This is a genomic window from Anaerocolumna sp. AGMB13025 (assembly GCF_029689925.1).
In the GTDB taxonomy this organism is placed as follows: Bacteria; Bacillota; Clostridia; order Lachnospirales; family Lachnospiraceae; genus Anaerocolumna.
This window is the reverse complement of record NZ_CP121445.1, coordinates 6,695,015-6,715,849: the sequence shown is the minus strand read 5'-3', so window position 1 is coordinate 6,715,849 and position 20,835 is coordinate 6,695,015. Positions and strand designations below refer to the sequence as shown.

Annotated in this window: 15 protein-coding genes; 8 read left to right on the top strand and 7 right to left on the bottom strand. The window is 40.5% G+C overall.

The window, feature by feature from the left end:
• Window positions 1–123: 123 nt before the first annotated feature.
• Both QA584_RS28125 and QA584_RS28120 read right to left on the bottom strand, forming a co-directional pair.
• Window positions 124–1,638: a response regulator gene (locus tag QA584_RS28125; protein WP_278272410.1), complete on the bottom strand. Its 1,515-nt coding sequence runs from the start codon at window positions 1,636–1,638 to the stop codon at window positions 124–126.
• Window positions 1,639–1,714: 76 nt separating this feature from the next.
• Window positions 1,715–3,496, bottom strand: coding sequence for a sensor histidine kinase (locus tag QA584_RS28120; protein ID WP_278272409.1), 1,782 nt, complete (start codon window positions 3,494–3,496; stop codon window positions 1,715–1,717).
• Between the two features lie 394 nt (window positions 3,497–3,890).
• On the opposite strand from QA584_RS28120, the gene QA584_RS28115 reads away from it, so the two are divergent.
• The 3 genes from QA584_RS28115 (at window position 3,891) to QA584_RS28105 (ending at window position 7,190) form a co-directional block, all read left to right on the top strand.
• A complete protein-coding gene (locus QA584_RS28115; protein WP_278272408.1) occupies window positions 3,891–5,243 on the top strand; it encodes an ABC transporter substrate-binding protein in 1,353 nt (450 codons plus the stop codon).
• 186 nt (window positions 5,244–5,429) lie between these two features.
• A complete protein-coding gene (locus QA584_RS28110; protein ID WP_278272407.1) occupies window positions 5,430–6,320 on the top strand; it encodes a carbohydrate ABC transporter permease in 891 nt (296 codons plus the stop codon).
• Window positions 6,321–6,347: 27 nt separating this feature from the next.
• On the top strand, window positions 6,348–7,190 hold the full coding sequence (locus QA584_RS28105) for a carbohydrate ABC transporter permease (protein ID WP_278272406.1): 843 nt from the start codon (window positions 6,348–6,350) through the stop codon (window positions 7,188–7,190).
• 239 nt (window positions 7,191–7,429) lie between these two features.
• Here QA584_RS28105 and QA584_RS28100 read toward each other — a convergent pair whose 3' ends face one another.
• From QA584_RS28100 to QA584_RS28080, 5 genes are all read right to left on the bottom strand, one after another.
• Window positions 7,430–7,963, bottom strand: coding sequence for a GNAT family N-acetyltransferase (locus tag QA584_RS28100; RefSeq protein ID WP_278272405.1), 534 nt, complete (start codon window positions 7,961–7,963; stop codon window positions 7,430–7,432).
• A 115-nt stretch (window positions 7,964–8,078) separates the two neighbouring features.
• The gene (gene nrdG / locus QA584_RS28095) at window positions 8,079–8,570 is read right to left on the bottom strand and encodes an anaerobic ribonucleoside-triphosphate reductase activating protein (RefSeq protein WP_278272404.1); all 492 of its coding nucleotides are present in this window, start codon (window positions 8,568–8,570) and stop codon (window positions 8,079–8,081) included.
• Window positions 8,570–10,690: an anaerobic ribonucleoside-triphosphate reductase gene (nrdD, locus tag QA584_RS28090; protein WP_278272403.1), complete on the bottom strand. Its 2,121-nt coding sequence runs from the start codon at window positions 10,688–10,690 to the stop codon at window positions 8,570–8,572. The genes nrdG and nrdD overlap by 1 nt, the downstream gene beginning before the upstream one ends.
• A 223-nt stretch (window positions 10,691–10,913) precedes the next feature.
• Window positions 10,914–12,188, bottom strand: a complete 1,275-nt coding sequence (locus QA584_RS28085) for a sensor histidine kinase (protein ID WP_278272402.1) — start codon at window positions 12,186–12,188, stop codon at window positions 10,914–10,916.
• Window positions 12,181–12,858 carry a response regulator transcription factor gene (locus tag QA584_RS28080; RefSeq protein ID WP_278272401.1) on the bottom strand — a complete coding sequence of 226 codons (678 nt, stop codon included), beginning with the start codon at window positions 12,856–12,858 and terminating at the stop codon, window positions 12,181–12,183. Before QA584_RS28080 ends, QA584_RS28085 begins: the two co-directional genes overlap by 8 nt.
• A 292-nt stretch (window positions 12,859–13,150) precedes the next feature.
• Between QA584_RS28080 and QA584_RS28075 the strand changes: the two genes are divergently transcribed.
• The 5 genes from QA584_RS28075 (at window position 13,151) to QA584_RS28055 (ending at window position 20,602) form a co-directional block, all read left to right on the top strand.
• Window positions 13,151–15,409 (top strand): ABC transporter substrate-binding protein, encoded by a 2,259-nt coding sequence (locus QA584_RS28075; RefSeq protein ID WP_278272400.1) that lies wholly within the window; start codon window positions 13,151–13,153, stop codon window positions 15,407–15,409.
• 268 nt (window positions 15,410–15,677) lie between these two features.
• Window positions 15,678–17,519, top strand: coding sequence for an ABC-F family ATP-binding cassette domain-containing protein (locus QA584_RS28070; protein WP_278272399.1), 1,842 nt, complete (start codon window positions 15,678–15,680; stop codon window positions 17,517–17,519).
• Between the two features lie 33 nt (window positions 17,520–17,552).
• Window positions 17,553–18,002 (top strand): GatB/YqeY domain-containing protein, encoded by a 450-nt coding sequence (locus QA584_RS28065; protein WP_278272398.1) that lies wholly within the window; start codon window positions 17,553–17,555, stop codon window positions 18,000–18,002.
• Window positions 18,003–18,098: 96 nt separating this feature from the next.
• The gene (locus QA584_RS28060) at window positions 18,099–18,881 is read left to right on the top strand and encodes a 3'-5' exonuclease (protein WP_278272397.1); all 783 of its coding nucleotides are present in this window, start codon (window positions 18,099–18,101) and stop codon (window positions 18,879–18,881) included.
• A 161-nt stretch (window positions 18,882–19,042) separates the two neighbouring features.
• On the top strand, window positions 19,043–20,602 hold the full coding sequence (locus QA584_RS28055) for a DUF6128 domain-containing protein (RefSeq protein WP_278272396.1): 1,560 nt from the start codon (window positions 19,043–19,045) through the stop codon (window positions 20,600–20,602).
• The last annotated feature ends 233 nt before the right edge of the window (window positions 20,603–20,835 follow it).

Sequence of the window (20,835 nt, the reverse complement as noted above, 5' to 3'; positions counted from 1 at the left end):
ATATACATAGAAAGGTTTAGGGATAAAACTCCGATAAGTTTCCAGGGTTTTTATTCCTAAACCTTTTCATATATAAAAGTTGACTTGTTTTTATGGTAAAGGAACAATTGATAAAGACTGGATTTATTTCTTTGCATATTGTTCCATATAGCCAGAAGGAGTATAACCGGTATATTTTTTAAAAATCTGACTGAAATATCTTGGATTATTTCCGCAGCCGACTTTGTTAGCAACAAAGGAAATGGTGGCGTTCTGTTTTAAAAGCAGATCCTTCGCAGTCTCAATCCTGCGTCGGTTTAAGTAATGGGAGAACTTTTCACCATTATCCTTGGCAAAAATTCTGCTTAAATAATCTACGTTCATATGTATCTGCTCTCTGGCGATTTTTTTCAGTGAAATATCAGGATCGGAAAGATTCTCCTCCACATAATTTTTTACTTGTGCAATGATGGAATTTTTTTCGCTATCCGCAGAAAGCAGTAAAAGAATATGTTCCTTAAAAAGTTCACGGTATACTTTCATATCCTGGCAGGACGATAGTTTTTCCAGTAAATCATGATAGATGGATTTGTAGTATACGGTTTCCGGCAGTTTCCGCATTAACTGGGACAACAGATGGATACCGTAGTTATGAAGCAGCTCCATATCCTCCACTGGGAAAAAATAGCTTTGCAGCAGTTTTTGTATCTCTGTGTCACCCCGCTCCTGGTCTTTTAAATGTAACAGCTGGCGAGTTAAAATTTGTATCTTTTCAAAGGATAAGAAGGCATTATATAACTCCCTTTGCTGTAGGTGACGGTTAATGCTGAATATTTTGGGGTATCTTAATAATTTGGAAGTCAGCTGAGTGAGCCCTTTTGCCAGGTCCTCGTAAGTATTTGCGTTATAGCTGATTCGAAGGGTCTGACCGGGTAAGCAGATCTGTTCACTGAAAATCCTGAGTTTATCAGACAGACCTTCACTAAGCTTTACAAGGAGTGCCATGGAATGCTGAACATACAAAAAATCCACAATGGGCTTAACGCCCAAATTACCAAGATGCTGATAGAGGGCATCTGCAAAAGGAATTAAAAAATCCTCTTCAACAAAAGAAAAATAAGCAATTAAATATCCGTCAGAGCTTTCTGCATTCAGGTTTTGAACAGCTCTAACCGGGTCCGTACCCGCAACAAAAATATCATATAAAAGAAGCTGTCTGTGATACTCCTCGGCCTGTTCACTAAGGCGTTTTTGCTCCTGTACCATAGAACTCTGTTTTTTTTTGAGCAGGGAGTTTGCTTTTGCGTTTTCTACAGCCGAAATCAACTGTTCTTCACCGGCAGGTTTTAACAGATAGCAGCGTACCCCCAGCTGTATGGCCTGAGAGGCAAAATCGAATTCTTTATAACCGGATAAAATAATAAATTCTACATCCGGATCCATCTGCCCTATTTTCTCAATCAGCTCCAATCCGGTAAAGCCAGGCATTTTAATATCAGTCAATACAATATCGGGAGACTCATCCATAATGGCATCCATTACCTCCACACCATTATTACAGGTGGCGACGATTTTTACATCATGTGATTCCCAGTCAATGCATTCCACTATGGACTCTCGGATAACTTTTTCATCATCTGCAACAATCATGGTAAACATATCTATTCTTCCTTTCAGCTTGTTTTTGGTCTCGTAATTGCCTATGTAATTGGTAGTATAATTTGTAATTTGTCAATTAAAGCTGTATCTTTTGCTTAAGACCGCTGCTTTCCTCTGTTTTGGCAGGAATATCAAAAGAAACAATTACATGGTTATTATCATTTTTCAACTGCAGGCCATAGGAATTGCCGAATAATAATTTTATACGGCTGTCAATATTGGTAAGTCCAACTCCGTTTCTTCTGGCAGTCACCTTGTGTTCTTTTAAGAGTTGTAATATATTTTCATTAATTTCTGAACCGTTATTCTCTACTTCCACATGGAGCATATCCTCGTTAATGCCTGCCCGGATAACAATCAGGCAGCCGTCGATATTTTCCTCCAGCCCATAAATAATAGCATTTTCCACCAGGGGCTGGATGGACATCTTGGGCACGAAATACGGTCTGGCCTCATCGGCAATTTCCAGTGAAACCGATAAAGTATCCGGAAATCGTATCTTTTGGATCAGCAGGTAGTTTTCCAAACTCTTTATTTCTTCTGCTAATGAAATCAGGTCCTGTTTTTCAGAAAGGCTGCTGCGCAGAAGATTTCCTAAGGCCTGAACAATGACAGAGATGTTTTTTTCACCGCTGCGGCTGGCAAACCAATGGATTGTTTCCAGGGAATTATAAAGAAAATGTGGGTTTATCTGCTGCTCCAGGGATTTTAACTGTGTTTCGGCCAGCAGCAGCTCTTTTATATAATTATCTTCGATAACTTTTTTAAAATCCGCAGTCATCTGGTCAAAATATTGATTTAAATGACCAAGTTCGTCCTGGCGCTTCTTTTTGGGGAAGGGGTATAGTTCCAGATTACCCGAACGTACCCTGCGCATCTTTTCCAGCAAATAGTTAAATTGTACCGTGATATCCCTAAATAACAGTCCGGATAAAAGAACGGTAAGAATTACGGCTATAACGATGCGGAAGATATAGGTGGCTTTTGCTTCTTTCACGGTATAGAACAAATCGTTATAGGGTACGCCCATCGTGAGGGACCAGTTTATGGACGACGTAGCAATGGGGATGCGGGTTACAAAATACATGTTATCCGCAAATTTCTGGATGGAATAGGTATTGGCTTCCTTCTCCTCTGGAGGGGGAAAAACAGCCATAGAATCCTCAATGTCTGCGGGGTAAAGCCGGATACTACCGTCATAGATATTAATGGTATAGGAAGGGGTCCCCATAACCCGTTTAGCGGTATCACGGACGATTCGGTTTAAATTGACCCGTATTATTACAATACCCATGGATTCCAGAGAGAGCGCCTTTATTTTTTTAATCTGGCGTACGCATAATATACTGCCGTCCGTTCTACCAGACGGCATCCAGCCAGGGGAGCCGTTTCTTTTGGCAGCAAGCTCCTTGGCGGCGTCAAGTATTTCAGGACGTTCTGGCGAAGAATTTTGTCCCCAGACGATGCGATCCCCGGACTCAGGCAGAACAGAAATACTGATTACGTCGGAATTAAAGTTGGTATAGATGACTTTTAGTATTTCTTTTTGAGCAGCAGAGCGAATGTTTAAATACGAAGAAGTGTTCAACGTACCAATATTCTTCTGAAGAGTCTGATTTACCGCTATGGTTAAGGTATCGCCCTCTATGGTATCCAGGGCATTTGCTATTTCCTTGGACAAATAACCCATGGAAGTAGCAGTTTGCTTATAGATTAACTTATTGGAGCTGTCCACCACCTGCTGCAAGCCCATAATGGATTCTCCGCCTATAACCAGTGCCACCAAAAGTGTAATAAAGATTAATTTATATTTTAAAGGGACATTTTTAATCGTTGAAAATGATGTAGTTATCTTCATGCAGTTATCCTTTCCTTACCTCTTAAAATATTATATTAAGTATTCACAACCGGGTAAAGTGTTTTTTTAAACCAGTCGTTTTTTTGAACATAAAACAAAGTTTTTTTTATTTCTTTTTATTCATTTTTACGATATCCTTGAAAAAGTAACCGACGGGTTTCATCCCTTTATAACTTTGAAATGAAAGGAATGTAAAAAAACAGGAGGATAATTTTTGGCACTTGTGTGATTTATGGAGCCCTTTAGTTATGAGATATAAGTTATATACAATTTCTTTGGTATCTTACAGTTAGGATTTAGGTAATTGCAAAACAGGGTTATTGTAGTATGATATTATTTTTAAACAGGTAAAGCCTTCGTGCTTATCCCTATTTAAAACAGAGGAGGATTAATTATGGTAAAGTTAGGAACTATTTTAAAACGTGGGGCAGCGCTGCTTCTTGTTTCCGTGATGGTAGTTGGCTCCTTAACCGCTTGTACAAAGAGTAAGGACACGGAAAGTGGTAATATTTCAGGTGACAGCTCAAGTAGCAGTACAGGGACAGAGGAGAAAGCCCAAAAAATAAGAATCGCCTGGTGGGGTAATCAGGTCCGTAATGATACAACATTAGCTGCATTGGATGCTTATACAAAAGAACATCCCAATGTAACTTTTGAAACTGAATTTTCAGACTGGAGTGGTTACTGGGATAAGATGGCTACCCAGGCAGCGTCTGATAACCTGCCGGATATCATCCAACAGGACTATGCCTATATATCTCAGTATCAGGAGAAGAATCAGCTTGCTAACATGGATGCATATGTAACCTCCGGCGCACTAAATGTAGCAGATGTTAATGACAGCGTTCTGACAGCAGGTAAAATGAACGGTTCTTTATTCGGTATTGTTGCCGGTGTGAATGCCGTATGCACCGTTTATAATGCAGATATGTTAAAAAAGGCAGGACTTACGATTTCAGATCATCCTACTTATAGTGAAATCAAAGGACTTGCCGCTCAAATGAAAGAAAAAGTAGATGTGTCTACCGATATGCCTTCAACAGAATGGGCTTTGCAGATGATGGCTAGAAATAAGGGTGAAGTACTCTTTGACAGTAAAAATGCTAAGCTTGGCATCAGTGAAGAAACAGCACTGCAATACTTTACAGATATTGATGAAGAAATTAACAGTAATTGGGGTCTTACAATCGATGTGTTACAGGAAGCTACTACAGCCGGTGTAGAAGGTAGTCCGATTGCTACCGGTAAGGCCTGGATCGCATTCCCGGCTTCCAATCAGATTGCAGCAATCCGTAATGCAAATAAAGATGATTTACAGATGGTAATGTATCCTCAGACCGATGATGCAACCAGCGAAAATATGTATTTAAGACCGTCCATGTTCTGGTGTGTTGCAGAATCATCAAAATATAAGGATACGGCAGTTGATGTAATTAATTATTTTACAAATTCTGAGAAGGCTCAGGATAATTTAAAAGCAGAGCGTGGGGTACCAATCTCTTCAAAAATGGCAAAATATATGGAACCATCCCTGGATGAAATTCAGAAACAGCAGTTTGATTATATTGCTAAGGTAACACAAGTGGCAACACCCATTGACCCGCCTTATCCTGCCGGTTCCAATGAAGTGATTACTCTTTTGGGTGATCTGACGGATTCCGTTCGTTACCATGAAGCGACTCCAAAGGATGCCGCCTCCAGATTTATAAAAGAAGCCAATGAGATTTTAGCTAAGAAAGGACAATAAGTCTTAAGCAGCTTAAAGGGACAATAAGTCTTAAACTGTTAAAAAGGACAACGTGTCTTAAGCTGCTAGACAATGAGTCTGTAGTAGTTTTATGGAATATAGATGCAATAACCTTGTTTTGCAATTACCTGATTATTATAAAATTTAAAAGAGGAGGGGATTCCAATAAAAAACCAAAAGCGAATTATGACTTTTCTACAAAGAGAACAGGTAGCTGGGTATGTTTTTATTACGCCGTTTATCATTGGCTTGTTTGCCTTTACCCTGATTCCCATGATTGCCTCATTGGCACTTTCCTTTACCAATTATGATATACTTTCCACACCAAAGTTTGCGGGGCTTGATAATTATATCAGAATGCTGACACAGGATAAGGTTTTCTGGAAAAGCTTTGGAGTTACATTTTTCTATGCCATAATATCAGTCCCCTTAAAACTGATCATGGCCCTTATGATTGCCATATTTTTTCAAAGAACCAGCAGAGCGACTTCCGTTTACCGGGCAGTTTATTATCTTCCTTCTATTATGGGGGGCAGTGTTGCTGTGGCAGTTCTTTGGAGGCGTATGTTTGCCTCCGATGGTGTCATTAATGGCATACTGCAGCACCTTGGTATAAACAGTAGTATCGGATGGCTTAGTGGTACAAAGACAGCAATCTGGACGCTTATAATTCTTTCTGTGTGGCAGTTCGGTTCCTCCATGCTGGTATTTTTAGCTGGATTAAAGCAGATTCCAACTACGTTGTATGAAGCAGCCAGGGTAGACGGATGTTCAAGAATAATGCAGTTTTTCAAAATTACCCTTCCTATGCTTACTCCGGTTATCTTCTTTAACCTGATCCAGCAAACCATTAATGCTTTTATGGCATTTACCCAGAGTTACGTTATTACTGGCGGAAAACCTTTAAACTCCACGCTTTTCTATACGGTTTATATGTATCAGCGGTCCTTTCAGTATTCAGAAATGGGTTATGGTTCGGCTATGGCTTGGTTTATGCTTGCCGTGGTAGCGCTGCTTACGGTTTTGATTTTCAGGTCTTCCAGCAGCTGGGTATACCGTGCTTCGGACGATGAATAAATTCAGGAAGGAGGTTAGGTGTTAATAATGATAGCTAGAACAAAAATAAAACCCGTACTTTATCATGTGGTGGCTGTTTTGCTGGGATTTGTAATGATTTATCCGCTGCTATGGATGATAATGAGTTCCTTTAAGCCAAGTAATGAAATCTTTGCCAATGCAGGGACTTTACTGCCAAAAAAGTTTTATCCGTCTAATTATACTACCGGTTTTAGAGGCTTTGGCGGTATTAGTTTTTCAACCTTCTTTAAAAACTCTTTTATTATATCCGGGCTTTCAACAGCAGGCTCCGTTTTTTCCTCGGCTTGTATAGCCTATGGGCTCTCCAGGCTCCGGTTCAAAGGAAGAAAAATCTGGTTTGTTATGATGTTACTTACCATGATGCTGCCATTTCAGATTATCATGATACCGCAATACATAATTTTTAACCGGGCAGGATGGATTGGCACCATTTTACCCTTGGTTGTACCGGCATATTTCGGGGGCGGATTTTTCATCTTCTTAATTATGCAGTTTATATATGGAATTCCAAAAGATCTGGATGAAGCGGCCAAAATCGACGGATGTTCTTTTTACGGAATATTCGGTCGGGTTATACTTCCTTTGATAGTACCGGCACTGATTACTTCCGCCATCTTTGCATTTATGTGGAAATGGGACGATTTCCTTGCATCACTTTTGTATCTGAATAATCCCAGCAATTATACCGTGTCACTGGCACTTAAGATGTTTTCTGATCCTTCCACCCAGTCAGACTGGGGCGCCATGTTTGCAATGGCAACCCTCTCTATTCTGCCGATTCTGCTGATTTTTATCTTTTGCCAGAAATATCTGGTGGAGGGTATCAGTACGGAAGGTCTGAAGGGATAAGGAAGTGGTAGCCGGAGGGGTGTTGCGAAATTGTTAGGGTATTGAACTTGGGCTTAGAAGGGCTGATGCAAGTAATTTATGTTGTGAATTTTGCAACAGCCCTTCTAAGCCAAGTAATTTACGTTGTAAGTTTGCATCAGCCCTTCTCTCCCGAGTAATTTAGGCTACGTTGTGAAGTTTGCAATGACCTTCTCTTTTAAGTATTTTATGTTGTGAATTTTGCAATAGATTCCAATATATTAATTTTCAGTCTGTTGGTTTAAGTCTTTTCTCATAATATAATCTGTCTGTTCTTCTTCTCCCATAAAAAAGGAATGGGTTCCCATTTTGTAAAAGCCTTTCCCAGTGTAGAAAGAGATGGCTTTTTTATTCTTTTCCCAAACACCAAGCCAGATATACTGTTTACCCCGAAGGGCTGCTATTTCAATTGCTTTATTCACTAATACACTTCCAAGACCCTGCCCCTGGAATTTCTTAATGATATAAATTCTCTCTACTTCAAGTGACTCGGGGTCATTAATATCAGTCTGTACCTGATATTCGTTTAATTTCAGATAACCTGCCGGTTCTTCTCCTAAATACAGGAAATAGAATGCGGAATGGCTGTTTGTTAATTCACCGCGCAGTTTACGAATATCAAAGGCCTGCTCCAGATAGGCAATCATACTGGAGGCGCTATTCATATCCCGGAAGGTATCATCGTAGGTCTGATAAGATATATTGCGAAGTAGGGGAAGATCATTTATGGTACATTCCCTGATTACATATTCCATTCTGCTGTTACCTCCTAAAACATCGGAATAAGGTCCCCCCTAGGGAAGCAGATTTCACATGCATAGGAAAAGCTGCCCTATATTCCGTATCCGTATCTTATATCGATCAAGTCTCTTAATATTGAAACAATACAAGATTGTTTTCAGACAGTGATTTCTTAACATGAATCACATTCTGATTGCTGCTTCCCTTCCAATGGAGCTGATTATCTAAAAGTTCAATTCGAAATCTCCCGTCTACTAAAACATCCACGTAAGGAATGAAAGGAAGGTCGTTAATATCCGCCCAGGAATACCCGGTATAAAGCCAGATATTTTTACTTGGGAAAGCTGTATGTATTTCTTCGATTAAGACACCGATATCAGCACGGTTAGCTGGATGGAGGGGATCGCCTCCGCTTAGGGTAATACCTTCTATGTAATCTTTATTAAGTTCTGCAAACAGTTCTTCCTTAGCGGCTTCGTCAAAGATAAGTCCGTCATTCACATTCCAGGTAACTGGATTCTGGCAGCCCTTGCAGCCATGGTTACAGCCGGATACCCATAAGACCACCCGGAGGCCGGAACCGTTTAGCATATCATCCTTGGTTATGTTATGGTATCTCATTACATACTTTTCCTTTCCTTGATTTCTGCCATTTTTGCATCATTTAACCGGGTATCGCCTTTTACCCTGGAATAGGATAAGTAGCCGTTCATACGGTCGATTTTGGTTAAATTACTGCTGCCGCATTTTGGGCAGACATCCATCTCAAGTTCCTGGTGACCGCAGTCATCGCAGTAAGCTAAGGATAAGTTAACCCCTTCATATAAGCCCATGGCCATAGCGCGTCTTACCAGGGACTTAATTGCATTCATATTATAATTAATCGGGTACTTTACATACTGGATTTTACCGCCGTTTGATAAATCCCAGAAACGGTATTCCATATCCTGCTTTTGTATGGGGGTGATTTCCTCCGAAACATGGCAGTGGAAGCTGTTGCTGACGTATTCTCTGTCGGATACATTTTCAATGATACCGTATTTTTTCCTAAACTGCTGTACCTGAAGACCGCACAGGCTTTCTGCCGGAGTTCCATAAATTGCATATAGATGACCGTCTTCATCCTTAAATTCCGTAATTTTTTTATTGATATATCTTAAGGTATCCAGTGCAAATTCCCCGTCTTCTACCAGAGATTTTTTGTTGTATAACTGCTGGAGTTCATTCAGGGCAGTAATACCAAAGGAAGCGGTGGCGGATTTTAGGACCGGTTTAATTTTTTCGTGAATGCCTAGGTGACCACCGTAAAAACCACCTTCACAGTAGGCGAGAGGGTTGGTGGAGGCTCTCATTTCCCCTAAATATTCATAGGTTCTGATATGTAAATTACGGATTAAGTTTAAATAGTAATCCAAAACCTCGTAAAAATCTTTGCTTTCCTGTCTTGCCTTTGCTAAAATCATGGGCAGATGAAGACTAACAGCGCCAATGTTAAAACGACCGATAAATACGGGGGTATCTGTTTCATCGGCAGGTTTTAGACCACCTTCTTTATACCAGGGTGATAAAAAGGCACGGCAGCCCATGGGACTGATGATTTCCCCGTATTTCTTATACATACTGGACACATAACCATCCCCGGTTAAGCTTAACCAGTCCGGATACATGGTTTTACTGGAACAACGGATACCGGCTTCAAAAACTTCCTCTAATTCACAGCCCTCACCATGGAGATTTTCATCATACAAAAATACGATTTTCGGAAAGAGTACCGGTTTTTTGCATTCCTTTTTACCCTGACCTCTTCTTCTCACATCCAGTAAGGCAATAGAAGCCATCTTAGCGAACTGACCGGTACCAGTACCTGCCGTAACCGTAATAAAAGGATAATCTCCCCGGCTGGAAGCTACCGTATTAAATTTATATTCCCAGCCCTGGAAGCCTTTTTCAAAGTCTTCCTTCACGTCTTTTAGGGCTTCTGCTTCCGCGGCTTCTGGGGATATGCCAAGGGCAGTATATTTTTCAAAAAAGGCGGCATAGGATTTTTGTGCATAGGGCTCTAATAATAAATCAACACTTGGGACGGTAAACCCGCCGTACTGCTGGCTGGCAGCACTAAGCACGATATCTCCGATTACGTCAAAGGCTACATTTAAGGTTTTAGGTTCGTTATACCAGAGATTACCCATTTCAAAACCGCCTTTTAATACCTCTTTTACATCAAATAAGCAGCAGTTCATGGTGTCTCTTCTGGCGGACATGTCATGTATGTAAATATAACCGTCTCTGGCTGCCTGAAGTTCTTCTGTCGTTAAGAAGAATTTCTGGTACAGTTCTTTATTGAGCTGGTTAAAAATCAAGCTTCGTTTGGTGGAAACCAAGGCGCTGTCTGTATTGCTGTTTTCCTTGTCCCCGATATACATAATGGACTGGCTCTTTTTATAAACTTCATCTAACATATGTACAAAGTCCTGCTTGTAATTGCGGTAATCCCGGTAACTTTTTGCTACCAGGGGATTGGTCTGTTCTAAAGCGCTTTCCACTACATTATGCATTTCGCTGATGTAGATTTCACTTTTATTCATCTCTGCTACTTTGTTTTCTACAAAGCTGCATATAAATTCATGCTCTTTGGGAGTGAATTTAATTAAGGCCCGTTGCGCAGACTTGTCTACCGCCCAAACTACCTTCTGTACATTAAATTCTTCCTTGGTATTATCCTTTTTGACTACTCTTATCATGCTTATTCCTTCTTTCCCATCAACTGTACGCAATCAGCCCCGAAATCTAATGTTATTTCTACGAGCCACAAGCTTATCAAATATTTGAAGTAAAACTTTAACTGTAATATAATTACTATATGCAGTGGTATTATATCACATCTGTACTAGATATAGTAGTCCTTTTTCAAAAAAAATTTAAAATTTTTTATTGAGAAATTAGGAAGAAAGAAAAACAGACCGTCTATAAAGGCAGCAGTACCGTAAAAGTCGCCCCGCCCCCTATCGTGTCCTCCAGTCGTATCGTTCCGCTGTGTGCATTCACGATTTCTTTTGCGATACTTAATCCAAGCCCAGAATGTTCTTTTGTACTGCGGGAGGAATCAGCCCGGTAAAAACGGTCAAACACATAGGGTTTATCTTTATCTGCAATACCCGTACCATGATCAGCCACGGTTAAGGCAAAATGTGTTATGCCTTTTTTCAGAGACAGAACTACTTGATCTCCCTTTTTGCCGTAACTGATTGCATTATGCAGTAAAATGGAAAGTACTTGTCCAATCCTTTGCTTATCACAATGGCAGTGTGGCAAGGATGCTTCCGGCAATTTCACGAAAAGAGACATACCCTTTTCTTTTGCCAGAGGCCAAAAAGCTTCGAAAATTTCCAGTACCAGCGTATCCAATTCCACATCATCTTTATTGATGTTCCAGGTTTTATTATCTGCGCCGGCCAGCACCAGCATATCATCAATTAATCGGGACATTTGGTAACCTTCGGTTGTCATTGTCTGAAGAAAGACTTCTTTTTGAGTTTCATCAGCTTTTTTTAGGGCGGATAAAGAAAACAGGATAACAGACAGTGGAGTGCGCAGCTCATGAGAGGCCGCCGCAACAAATTGCACCTGCTTATTCTGATTCATTTCAATTGGCTTTAATAAATGGTTGGTATAATGCCAGGAAAAGACAGAAATTATAATAAGCGAAAGCAGATTCAGTAATAAGAAAAGCATCCGTTGGCGAAATAACTGTTCCTGTAATTCACGAAGTGAATATAAAATGACAGCCTCAAAGCTGCCGTTGGCAGTCTTGATTACAGCAAAGCTTACATAATAATTTTTTTTTCCGGAAGAAAGAAACCTGAATTCGGAATGAGAGGAAGTTAAGTAATCTCTGTCGGTGTTAAAATTCTGACTGGCATATTCTCTTGCCTCCTGAAACAGAGCCTGTTCCTGCTTGTCCTTGGAGATACGAAGGAAAGACAGGGCGGTTTCTTTATCATAGATTCCGATTGCATACTTTCCGTCATTCTCCATTTTGGATAGCCATTCATAAGTAATGACAGGCTGTTCTCCCAAATTGGTGAGCAAGGTATTCATATCGCTCTGAAAGGATTGAAAACTATTTTCTTTCAGACCATGCTCTGCTATGTAAATCGTATTTAACGACATGATGAGTAAGATAAACCAACTGATACCAGCAAACATCAGGGTTAGTCTCAGATGTATTTTTCTAAACATGTTTCTCCAATCTGTAGCCTGTGCCTCTTACGGTACTGATTAATGATTTACTTCCAACACTTTTTAATCTCCTTCTTAAGAAGTGGATATAGTTATCCAGATTTCCATCTTCCACCTCCGATTCATACCCCCAGACCTTTAGCAATAATAAATTGCGAGGCAGGACTTGGTCCTGATTCCGAAGGAATAGTTCCAGCAGACGGCTTTCCGTTTTCGATAAAGTGCAGGAGCCGGTAATTCCAGTCAGTATCTTTTCCTCTACGTGAAAGGAAATATCGTGAAAGACCAGTTCCTCACAACTTTCCCATTTGCCCGGACGTCTTAGAATACAGGTTATTCTTGCTAATAATTCCTCGAAGGCGAAAGGCTTTACCAGGTAATCATCTGCACCGGTATATAGGCCTGTCAGTTTATCCTGCAGCTCGCCTAAGGCGGTCAGTACAATAACCGGAGTGAAAATTCCCTTCTTGCGTATCCTTTGCAACACGGTGATACCGTCCATTGAAGGAAGCATACGGTCCAGCAGGACGAGGTCATGTCCTTTCTGTTCTATATAATAAAGAGCTTCCTCACCGTCTTCGCAGGTATCCACTAAAAAGCCCTCCTTTTCCAATTGAAAGGATAGAGTAAAGCTTAATTTTCTGTCATCTTCAACTAATAATATTCTCATTCTAACATCTCTCCATTAATAATCAACCTTAAGGCAAGTATACCATTCCCAAAATAAATAAACAACGTTGAACAATAGCTGTTCCCCATCTATAATAATAGGGCAGTCTTTAAAAAACCTCTAAAATTGATGCTAGTATCAAAAGGTTTCTCAACCTGTATTATAAAATTAATCTCTTGACACTCGAATCAAAATTTAGAGGGTATTTAAAGATTACTCTGTTAACTTAATAAATTGAGATTATGGGCTGAATAAGCTGAAAAAAAATTAAGAGAGTAAGGAGAAAGCGATTATGAAAAAGCAAAGTGTGGTTTTAATGATATTTATGGTATGTTTTTTGGCAATTCTGACAGGATGCAGTCAGAAGGAGGAACAGGAAACTGGAAGCACCAACAACGGAAAGGGAAGATATCTGGAAGAATCCCTGAAATTTCCCGAAGAAATAACAGAAAGTAATGGCATAGCCAAACAGGAAAACGGCAGTTACTTATGTTTTGACATAGCAAACGGACTGTATGAATCCATAGATAAGGGCAAGACCTGGATTCAGAAAAAGGCTGCCTGGAGGGAAGCGATAACCTCGGACTTTGAGATAGCAGGGGTTGCCATCAGTACTGCCGGGGAGTTTGCCGTCACGTATTATCCGAAAAGTAAGGGGGATGATTCCAATCTGCCGTTGTATAAATACATAGCAGCTGATGGGAGTATGGTGGATTTAAGTATGGAACCGGAAAAGGAATACTATATGCCAGAATTTACGTTCAGCGACGACGGAAGGCTTTTTTGCTGCGGTTCGGGCGGAAAAATCTATGAGGTGGATAAGAAGACCGGCAGCTTTACCAAAATCCTGCAAGGGGACAATGCAATTGATTATATGAGGGTTGCGGGAAATAGCATTGTGGCGGTATACAGAGATAGAAAGTCCCTGATCTATGATTTAAAGCTGAATCAAAAGGCTGAGGCGGATATGGTACTGGACCGTTTTTTGCAGGATACCACCAAGGTGGAGGCAGGCTACCGGTCCTATGCCAATGCGGTTCTTATCATCCCGGGAATCGAAGAAAACAGTATATATCTGGCATGCAAAGGCGGACTGTTCTACCATATACTGGGAGGAAGTGTTATGGAGCAGGTGATTGATGGAAATTTAAGTACCTTTGGAAATCCCTCAGACTTTTTACTTTCCATGATGGCGGAGGAGGGCGGAACTTTTTTAGTGCTTTACAACAAGGAGGATGCCTCCAAAGAGCTTATCCGGTATGCTTATGATGAAACAGTACCAGCCGTTCCTGATACCGAGCTGAAACTATACAGCCTTGAGGACAACCAGACAGTTCGCCAGGCTATTTCCCAGTATCAAAAGGATAATCCGGATGTTTATCTTAGCTATACGCTGGGTATGGACGGAGCGGTAAACCTATCGAAAGAAGAGGCACTAAAAACACTAAATACAGAAATCCTAGCAGGAAATGGACCGGATATCTTAATAATGGATGATATTTTCCTAAATACTTATGCGGACAAAGGTGTGTTACTGGATTTATCCTCTCTGTTAAAGGAAATAGAGGCAGATTCAGAACTTTTTAACAATATTACGGAGGCTTGCCGGATAAAAGATAAGGTTTATGCCATACCGGCGAAATTCATGGTTCCGGTGATAGCAGGAGAAAGCCGTTATGTGGATGGGATAACCGGTCTGCCGGAATTAGCGGCCACCGTAAAGGAGATAAGAGCCCAAAAGACGGCTGGGAATATTCTTGGGATTTATACGGAAAAGGAGCTTCTTAAGCTGTTAGCCATTGGCTGTGCCCCTTCCTGGTTAAAGGAAGACGGTACATTAGACCAGGGCTCCCTGAAAGAATTTTTAAGTTATGCAAAACAGATTTATGAAACGGAGAAGCAGGGAATTACACCAACCATGGAAAAGGATCACCAGGAAAATGATTACTATCTGGAGGCTTCCACCAATGCCCTCCATCTTTTGGCCGGGGAACTGGTAGTGGATTGCGGCTATATGAAAGGAATTGATATGGGGTATTCCGCGCTTACCTCCTTATTCCACACTATGGATAAAAAAGGAACAATCAAAAGCCTGAAGCTGCAATCCCACAATGTATTTCTCCCCAGAACCATAGCTGCGGTGAATTCAAAAACTGCAAATCCCGACAAAGCAAAGGAGTTTATTAAGGTATTACTGTCTGAGCAGCTTCAGACCATAGACTTAGGCGATGGCTTCCCGGTAAATAAAACGTCCTTTGAAAAGCAGTTAACGGACTATATGGCAACAGGTGAAGATACTGACCATAAAGGCACCCTGGGAATGGATGGTTGGAACGGGGATACCATTATTCTGGAGATAGAGAAACTATCAGGGCAAGAGGCGGATAATCTTCGTTCACTGATAAATAATCTGAGTACGCCGGATATTGCAGACAGTATAATTATCGATAGTATAACTGAGCTTGGTCCGGCAGCCTTAAATGGAGAAAAAAGTATTGAGGAGGTGGCAACAGAGATTATTAACAAACTGGAGGTTCGATTGAAAGAATAACGCAAAAGAATTAACAGTAAAAGAATAACTGTTTCTATAAAATGAAAATTTATCGTATAAGAAGGGTAAAGCTAAGTAATACTCCCTATCAAGGATGCTCAGCTGAAACAAACTGAAATATATAATTGTTAAGGTAATAAACCTGTGTTAAAATAGTAGTTGGCTTTATAGTAGTCTGTTTTTTGGTCACTGACAACATGTCCAGGACTAGCCGTAACGTCATCCATGCAAGCACTGGTTTATCAGCTTACCAAAAGGAGTTATAAAAATGAATTTGTTAAATATAGAAAAGATGAGCAAAAGCTTTACCGATAAAGTATTATTTGACCGCGTAACCCTGGGAATTGGGGAAGGGGATAAAATCGGTGTCATTGGTATCAACGGTACCGGTAAATCCACTTTGTTAAAAATGATAGCGGGTCTGGAAGAACCGGATGAGGGCAGTGTGACGAAAGGTAAAACCGTCCGGGTGGAATATCTGGCCCAGACCCCTGTCTTTTCAGAGGACCTTACAATCCTTGAGAACGTCATTACCGGTAAAAAAGCAGCCGAAGAGTACCGGAACTTAGAAGGGGAAGCCAAAACCATGCTTGTAAAGCTTGGGTTAGAAGAGTATAACGGCAGGGTGGATACCTTATCCGGCGGACAGAAAAAGAGGGTCGCTTTAGTGAGGACCCTTTTAACCCCTGCACAGATTCTGGTTCTGGACGAGCCTACCAACCACCTGGATAATGAAATGGCAGAATGGCTGGAGGACTATCTAAGTAAATATCAGGGTGCCTTTATTATGGTAACCCATGACCGTTATTTCCTGGATAAGGTAACGAATAAAATTGTGGAAATAGATAAGGGAAACCTTTATACCTATGCAGCGAACTACACTAAATTCTTACAGTTAAAAGCGGAAAGAGAAGATATGGAGCAGGCCAGCGAGAGAAAGAAAAAAAGCCTGTACCGCATGGACTTAGAATGGATGATGCGTGGTGCAAGAGCCCGTTCCACCAAGCAAAAGGCCCATATACAAAGGTTTGAGGAATTAAGGGACAGAAAAGTCCTAGAAAAGGATAAGTCAGTGGAATTAAATGCGTTATCCTCAAGACTAGGTAAAAAGACCGTAGAAATTGAACATATAAGCAAAGCCTTTGGAGAGAAAGTACTGATTAAGGATTTTAACTACATTATGTTAAAGAATGACAGACTAGGCATTGTGGGTCCGAATGGCAGTGGTAAAACCACCCTTCTTAAGATTATAACCGGGTATGTAGAACCGGACGAAGGTCAGGTTATAACCGGGGAAACCGTTAAAATCGGATATTTTTCCCAGGAAAATGAATATATGGATCAGAACCTTAAGGTGATTGAATATATTAGGAATGTGGCAGAATATATAGAAACCAGCGAAGGAAGTGCCAGCGCGTCCCAGATGCTTGAACGGTTTTTATTTACAGGGGCTATGCAGTATTCCCAGATAGCTAAGTTATCCGGCGGAGAGAGAAGAAGGCTATATCTGCTTAAGGTCTTAATGGAAGCCCCGAATGTACTGATACTGGATGAACCTACCAATGATTTGGATATCCAGACCTTAACCATACTGGAGGATTATCTGGACAGCTATGATGGTATTGTGCTGACCGTATCCCATGACAGGTATTTTTTGGACCGTGTCGTAAACCGTATCTTTGCCTTTGAAGGAAAGGGAGTGATTACCCAGTATGAAGGCGGGTTTTCTGATTATAAAGAAAATGAAGCCCGAAAGGAAAAAGCAGAAGGTATCAGTGATTCGAACAAGAGCAGTGATACCCCGTCAAAGAATAGTGCCGCGGGTAAGAATAGCGACGCCTCTGACAGAGGACGGCAAAGAGAAGTTAAATTAAAATTCTCATATCATGAGCAAAAGGAATATGATGAAATAGATAATGTCATAGCCGGTTTAGAGGACAGTATAGCACTGCTTGAAGTAGATATAGCAAAAGAAGCCAGTAATTATTCAAAATTAAATGATTTAATGGCTAAAAAAGAAGAACTGGAACAGCAATTGGAAGAGAAAATGGACCGATGGGTGTATTTAAATGATCTGGCAGAACAGATTGAGAATGCCAAAAATAAATAAAAACTAATAATCAAATATCAGGAGGTAAACAATATGACCAAGATTGAACTAGTAAGAGCAGAAATGGTAAAAGCTATGAAGGCAGGTGATAAAGGAAGAAAGGATGCCCTGTCGGCACTCCTTACCGCCCTTAAGAATGTTGCCATTGATAAGCGGGAAGATTTAACCGAGGAAGAAGAAAATGCAGTTGTAGTAAAAGAAATCAAGCAGTTAAAAGAAACTCTTGAATCCGCACCAGCGGATAGAACCGATATTATTGAGGAATGCAATATGAGAATTGCTGTACTCAATGAGTTTGCTCCCCAGTTCATGTCCGAGGAGGAAATAAAGCAAGTAATAAACCAGGTACTTAATGACCTTTCCATAACAGAGCCCACAGCAAAGGACAAAGGAAAAATCATGAAGGAATTAATGCCGAAAGTGAAGGGAAAAGCGGATGGCAAACTGGTTAATGATATAGTTGCGGGGTTATTTCAGGCATAAGAATATTTAGACGGGGACCAAAGAAAAGATAAAACCACAGGTTGAAACCTAAGGATAAAATCAAAAGGATAAAAGAAAAGACCAGAAAGGGATTATATGAATTACATAGTATTCGATTTAGAATTTAATCAGGATCTGCCGTCTTTGCAGGAGAATAAACACCTGAACTGGAAGAATGAGATTCTTGCAGTAAATCCGGAGACCAGATCCGGGTTTCCTTATGAAATTATCCAGATTGGTGCAGTAAAGCTTGACGAAAAACTCAAAACCACAGGAACCTTTAACAGGTATGTAAAGCCTGTGATTTATAAAGAAGTAAGCTCTTTTGTAACGGAGCTTACCGGCATAACCACAGAACAGCTAAATGACGGGGTTCCCTTTACCCTGGCATACCTGTCATTTCTTGAGTTTATCGGGGGGACGGATGCAATCCTTTGCGTCTGGGGAATGTCTGACTTAAATGTATTGTACAAGAATGCAGGATACCACCGTCTGGATACTGGTCTGATACCAAAACAATATCTTAACATACAGTCCTATGTGCCAGCTTACTTAAACCTGTCGGACAAGAAACTTATTGGTTTGCAGACAACGGCAGAGTTACTGGAGATACCCTTATCGGTTGATTTTCATGATGCCGGTAATGACGCCATTTACACTGCCCAGATATTTAGAAAAATCTACAGTCCTTCCTTGATCCCTGACGTTTATGAGTACACGGATGTAAGCCCTGTAAAAAGGTCTCATAAGAAAACCATAAACTATGATAAGCTGCTGAAACAATTTGAGAAAATGTACGGCAGACCTATGACCAAAGAGGAAACAGAGATAATAGAACTTGCTTATAAAATGGGAAGGACCGGACAGTTTACGGAATAACCGGATTACGGATAATTACAAGACTGCTCACATGAAAACTAATCCAAGCTTTGTCATATATTTATAAAACAGGAATATAATTACTATAAGTATATCAGTGCAAGGTTGTACCTTATAACAAGTCTGTACAATCAGGCACGGGAAAGCAAGGGAGTTTAAGTATGCCTGACTATAAAAGATTAGTTTCATACATTTATAATTATGAAGACGGCATGAAAAAGAATAATGTAGGATATGCCAGAGTAGAAGCCCGGAATGGACAGTGCAAATATACCCTCCATATAGCAGCCCCCAGTTTAAATGATAAAGAGTTGCAGGTATATATATTTAGAAGAAATAAAGAAGGGCTGGCGGGGATTTTACTTGGTAACATTTTGGTGAAAAACGGAACCGGAGATTATAAAACCGTAACGGATTCCAGGCATATCATGAATTCCGAATATGGAATTGAGGACATGGGAGGGATTGTTTTATATCTTTCGGAAAGAAAGTTTTTTGCTACCGCCTGGGATGATGTTCCCATAACACTTAAAATGATTGCCGGAATTGACAGTAAAGGGCAGGACAGAGATATTAAGGCTGCTACCGTGACAGCAGAACGGCCCGCACCGGCTGCCAGTCAAAAAGAAGAGGCGGAAGATGATGTCCCGGACAATATTATACAGTTGATTTTTAAAAATACGGACAGACATAGTGAACGGAACCATCAGGAAAACATAATCGAACTAGATGACCAGAGTGACCTAAAGGAAGGGGAAGTATTCAACGACCGGAAGGACGATTATTATAAGATTAGAAAGTCTGTCAAAGATGAGGAAGACGATTTATTTAAAATTGATGCTTCCAAAATAAAAGAAGATTTACATAAAATTGATAGTGCCAAATTAGGAGAAAATTCCTCAAAAGAGCAGGATATAACGAAGGAACAAGAAAGAATAGCAGGAGGCACAGGGCAAAATTCGAACGAGGACTTAAGACATCCCTTTGCGGGAACAGAGCCAGCCAGTGAAACAGAAGCAGTGAAAGAATCGGAAGCAGTTAGAGCATCAGAACCGAGTAATGAACCAGAGCCAATTAGTGAGCCGGAGCCGATTAAGGAGCCGGAACCATATAAGGAGCCCGAAACCCTGGAGGACGGTTTTCATTATTATGATTATGAGACCGGAGAAGATGAGGTCATAGGGGATAATACAGAAACAGATCAGAATGCCCAGAGTCTTTATGAGCAAATAACAAAAGACTTAGAGGAAAACGGCAGTCCAGAAGAACAGCCAATAGCAGAAAATCCAGATACCCAGTTTGAGGCCGACTCAGAAGATGGTCAAAGAAACAGCGATAAGCAGCAACCCTTTTTTGAAGATCATCCCTTAGCCAAGAGAATTTATCGCAGTTATCCCAGAATGTATCCTTTTGAAGACAATGAAATCGCCTGGTGTGTAAGAATTGAACCCCAGGATATTGGTTTATTCCCTGTGGAAGCCTGGCTGCTGGGGAATAACAGCTTCCTGCTCCATGGATATTACAGCTACCGCCATTTAATCTTTGCAAGAATCAACGACAAAAACGGGTTCAATTACATACTTGGAGTTCCTGGGATTTATCATAACCGCGAAAAATTCATGGCAAAAATGTTTGGCTTTGAGAATTTTAAATGTGTGAAAAGAAAAACCCAGAGAACTGGGGAGTTTGGCTATTGGTATATACCAATTACCCTGAATTAAAGATAAGGATTCTATCGTGACAGTTGTGACAGCGCTAGGGGCTGTTGCAAATCCATAGATTAAATTACCTGGGAGTGAATCGGGATTGTATTTTGTAAAAATTTTGTGGAAAGTATGCGCGAATGGCTGCAAGAAAGAGAATGCAGCCGCATATTCGCGCGATCTTGGAACAAAATTTTTACAAAATACAATCCTGATTCTAAAGCCCAGGTTTTATAACCCTTTTTCATATA

Coding starts and splice junctions, on each gene's coding strand:
- QA584_RS28125 (WP_278272410.1), bottom strand. CDS start 1,638: ATGTTTACCATGATTGTTGCAGATGATGAAAAAGTTATCCGAGAGTCC.
- QA584_RS28120 (WP_278272409.1), bottom strand. CDS start 3,496: ATGAAGATAACTACATCATTTTCAACGATTAAAAATGTCCCTTTAAAA.
- QA584_RS28115 (WP_278272408.1), top strand. CDS start 3,891: ATGGTAAAGTTAGGAACTATTTTAAAACGTGGGGCAGCGCTGCTTCTT.
- QA584_RS28110 (WP_278272407.1), top strand. CDS start 5,430: ATGACTTTTCTACAAAGAGAACAGGTAGCTGGGTATGTTTTTATTACG.
- QA584_RS28105 (WP_278272406.1), top strand. CDS start 6,348: ATGATAGCTAGAACAAAAATAAAACCCGTACTTTATCATGTGGTGGCT.
- QA584_RS28100 (WP_278272405.1), bottom strand. CDS start 7,963: ATGGAATATGTAATCAGGGAATGTACCATAAATGATCTTCCCCTACTT.
- nrdG (WP_278272404.1), bottom strand. CDS start 8,570: ATGAGATACCATAACATAACCAAGGATGATATGCTAAACGGTTCCGGC.
- nrdD (WP_278272403.1), bottom strand. CDS start 10,690: ATGATAAGAGTAGTCAAAAAGGATAATACCAAGGAAGAATTTAATGTA.
- QA584_RS28085 (WP_278272402.1), bottom strand. CDS start 12,188: ATGTTTAGAAAAATACATCTGAGACTAACCCTGATGTTTGCTGGTATC.
- QA584_RS28080 (WP_278272401.1), bottom strand. CDS start 12,858: ATGAGAATATTATTAGTTGAAGATGACAGAAAATTAAGCTTTACTCTA.
- QA584_RS28075 (WP_278272400.1), top strand. CDS start 13,151: ATGAAAAAGCAAAGTGTGGTTTTAATGATATTTATGGTATGTTTTTTG.
- QA584_RS28070 (WP_278272399.1), top strand. CDS start 15,678: ATGAATTTGTTAAATATAGAAAAGATGAGCAAAAGCTTTACCGATAAA.
- QA584_RS28065 (WP_278272398.1), top strand. CDS start 17,553: ATGACCAAGATTGAACTAGTAAGAGCAGAAATGGTAAAAGCTATGAAG.
- QA584_RS28060 (WP_278272397.1), top strand. CDS start 18,099: ATGAATTACATAGTATTCGATTTAGAATTTAATCAGGATCTGCCGTCT.
- QA584_RS28055 (WP_278272396.1), top strand. CDS start 19,043: ATGCCTGACTATAAAAGATTAGTTTCATACATTTATAATTATGAAGAC.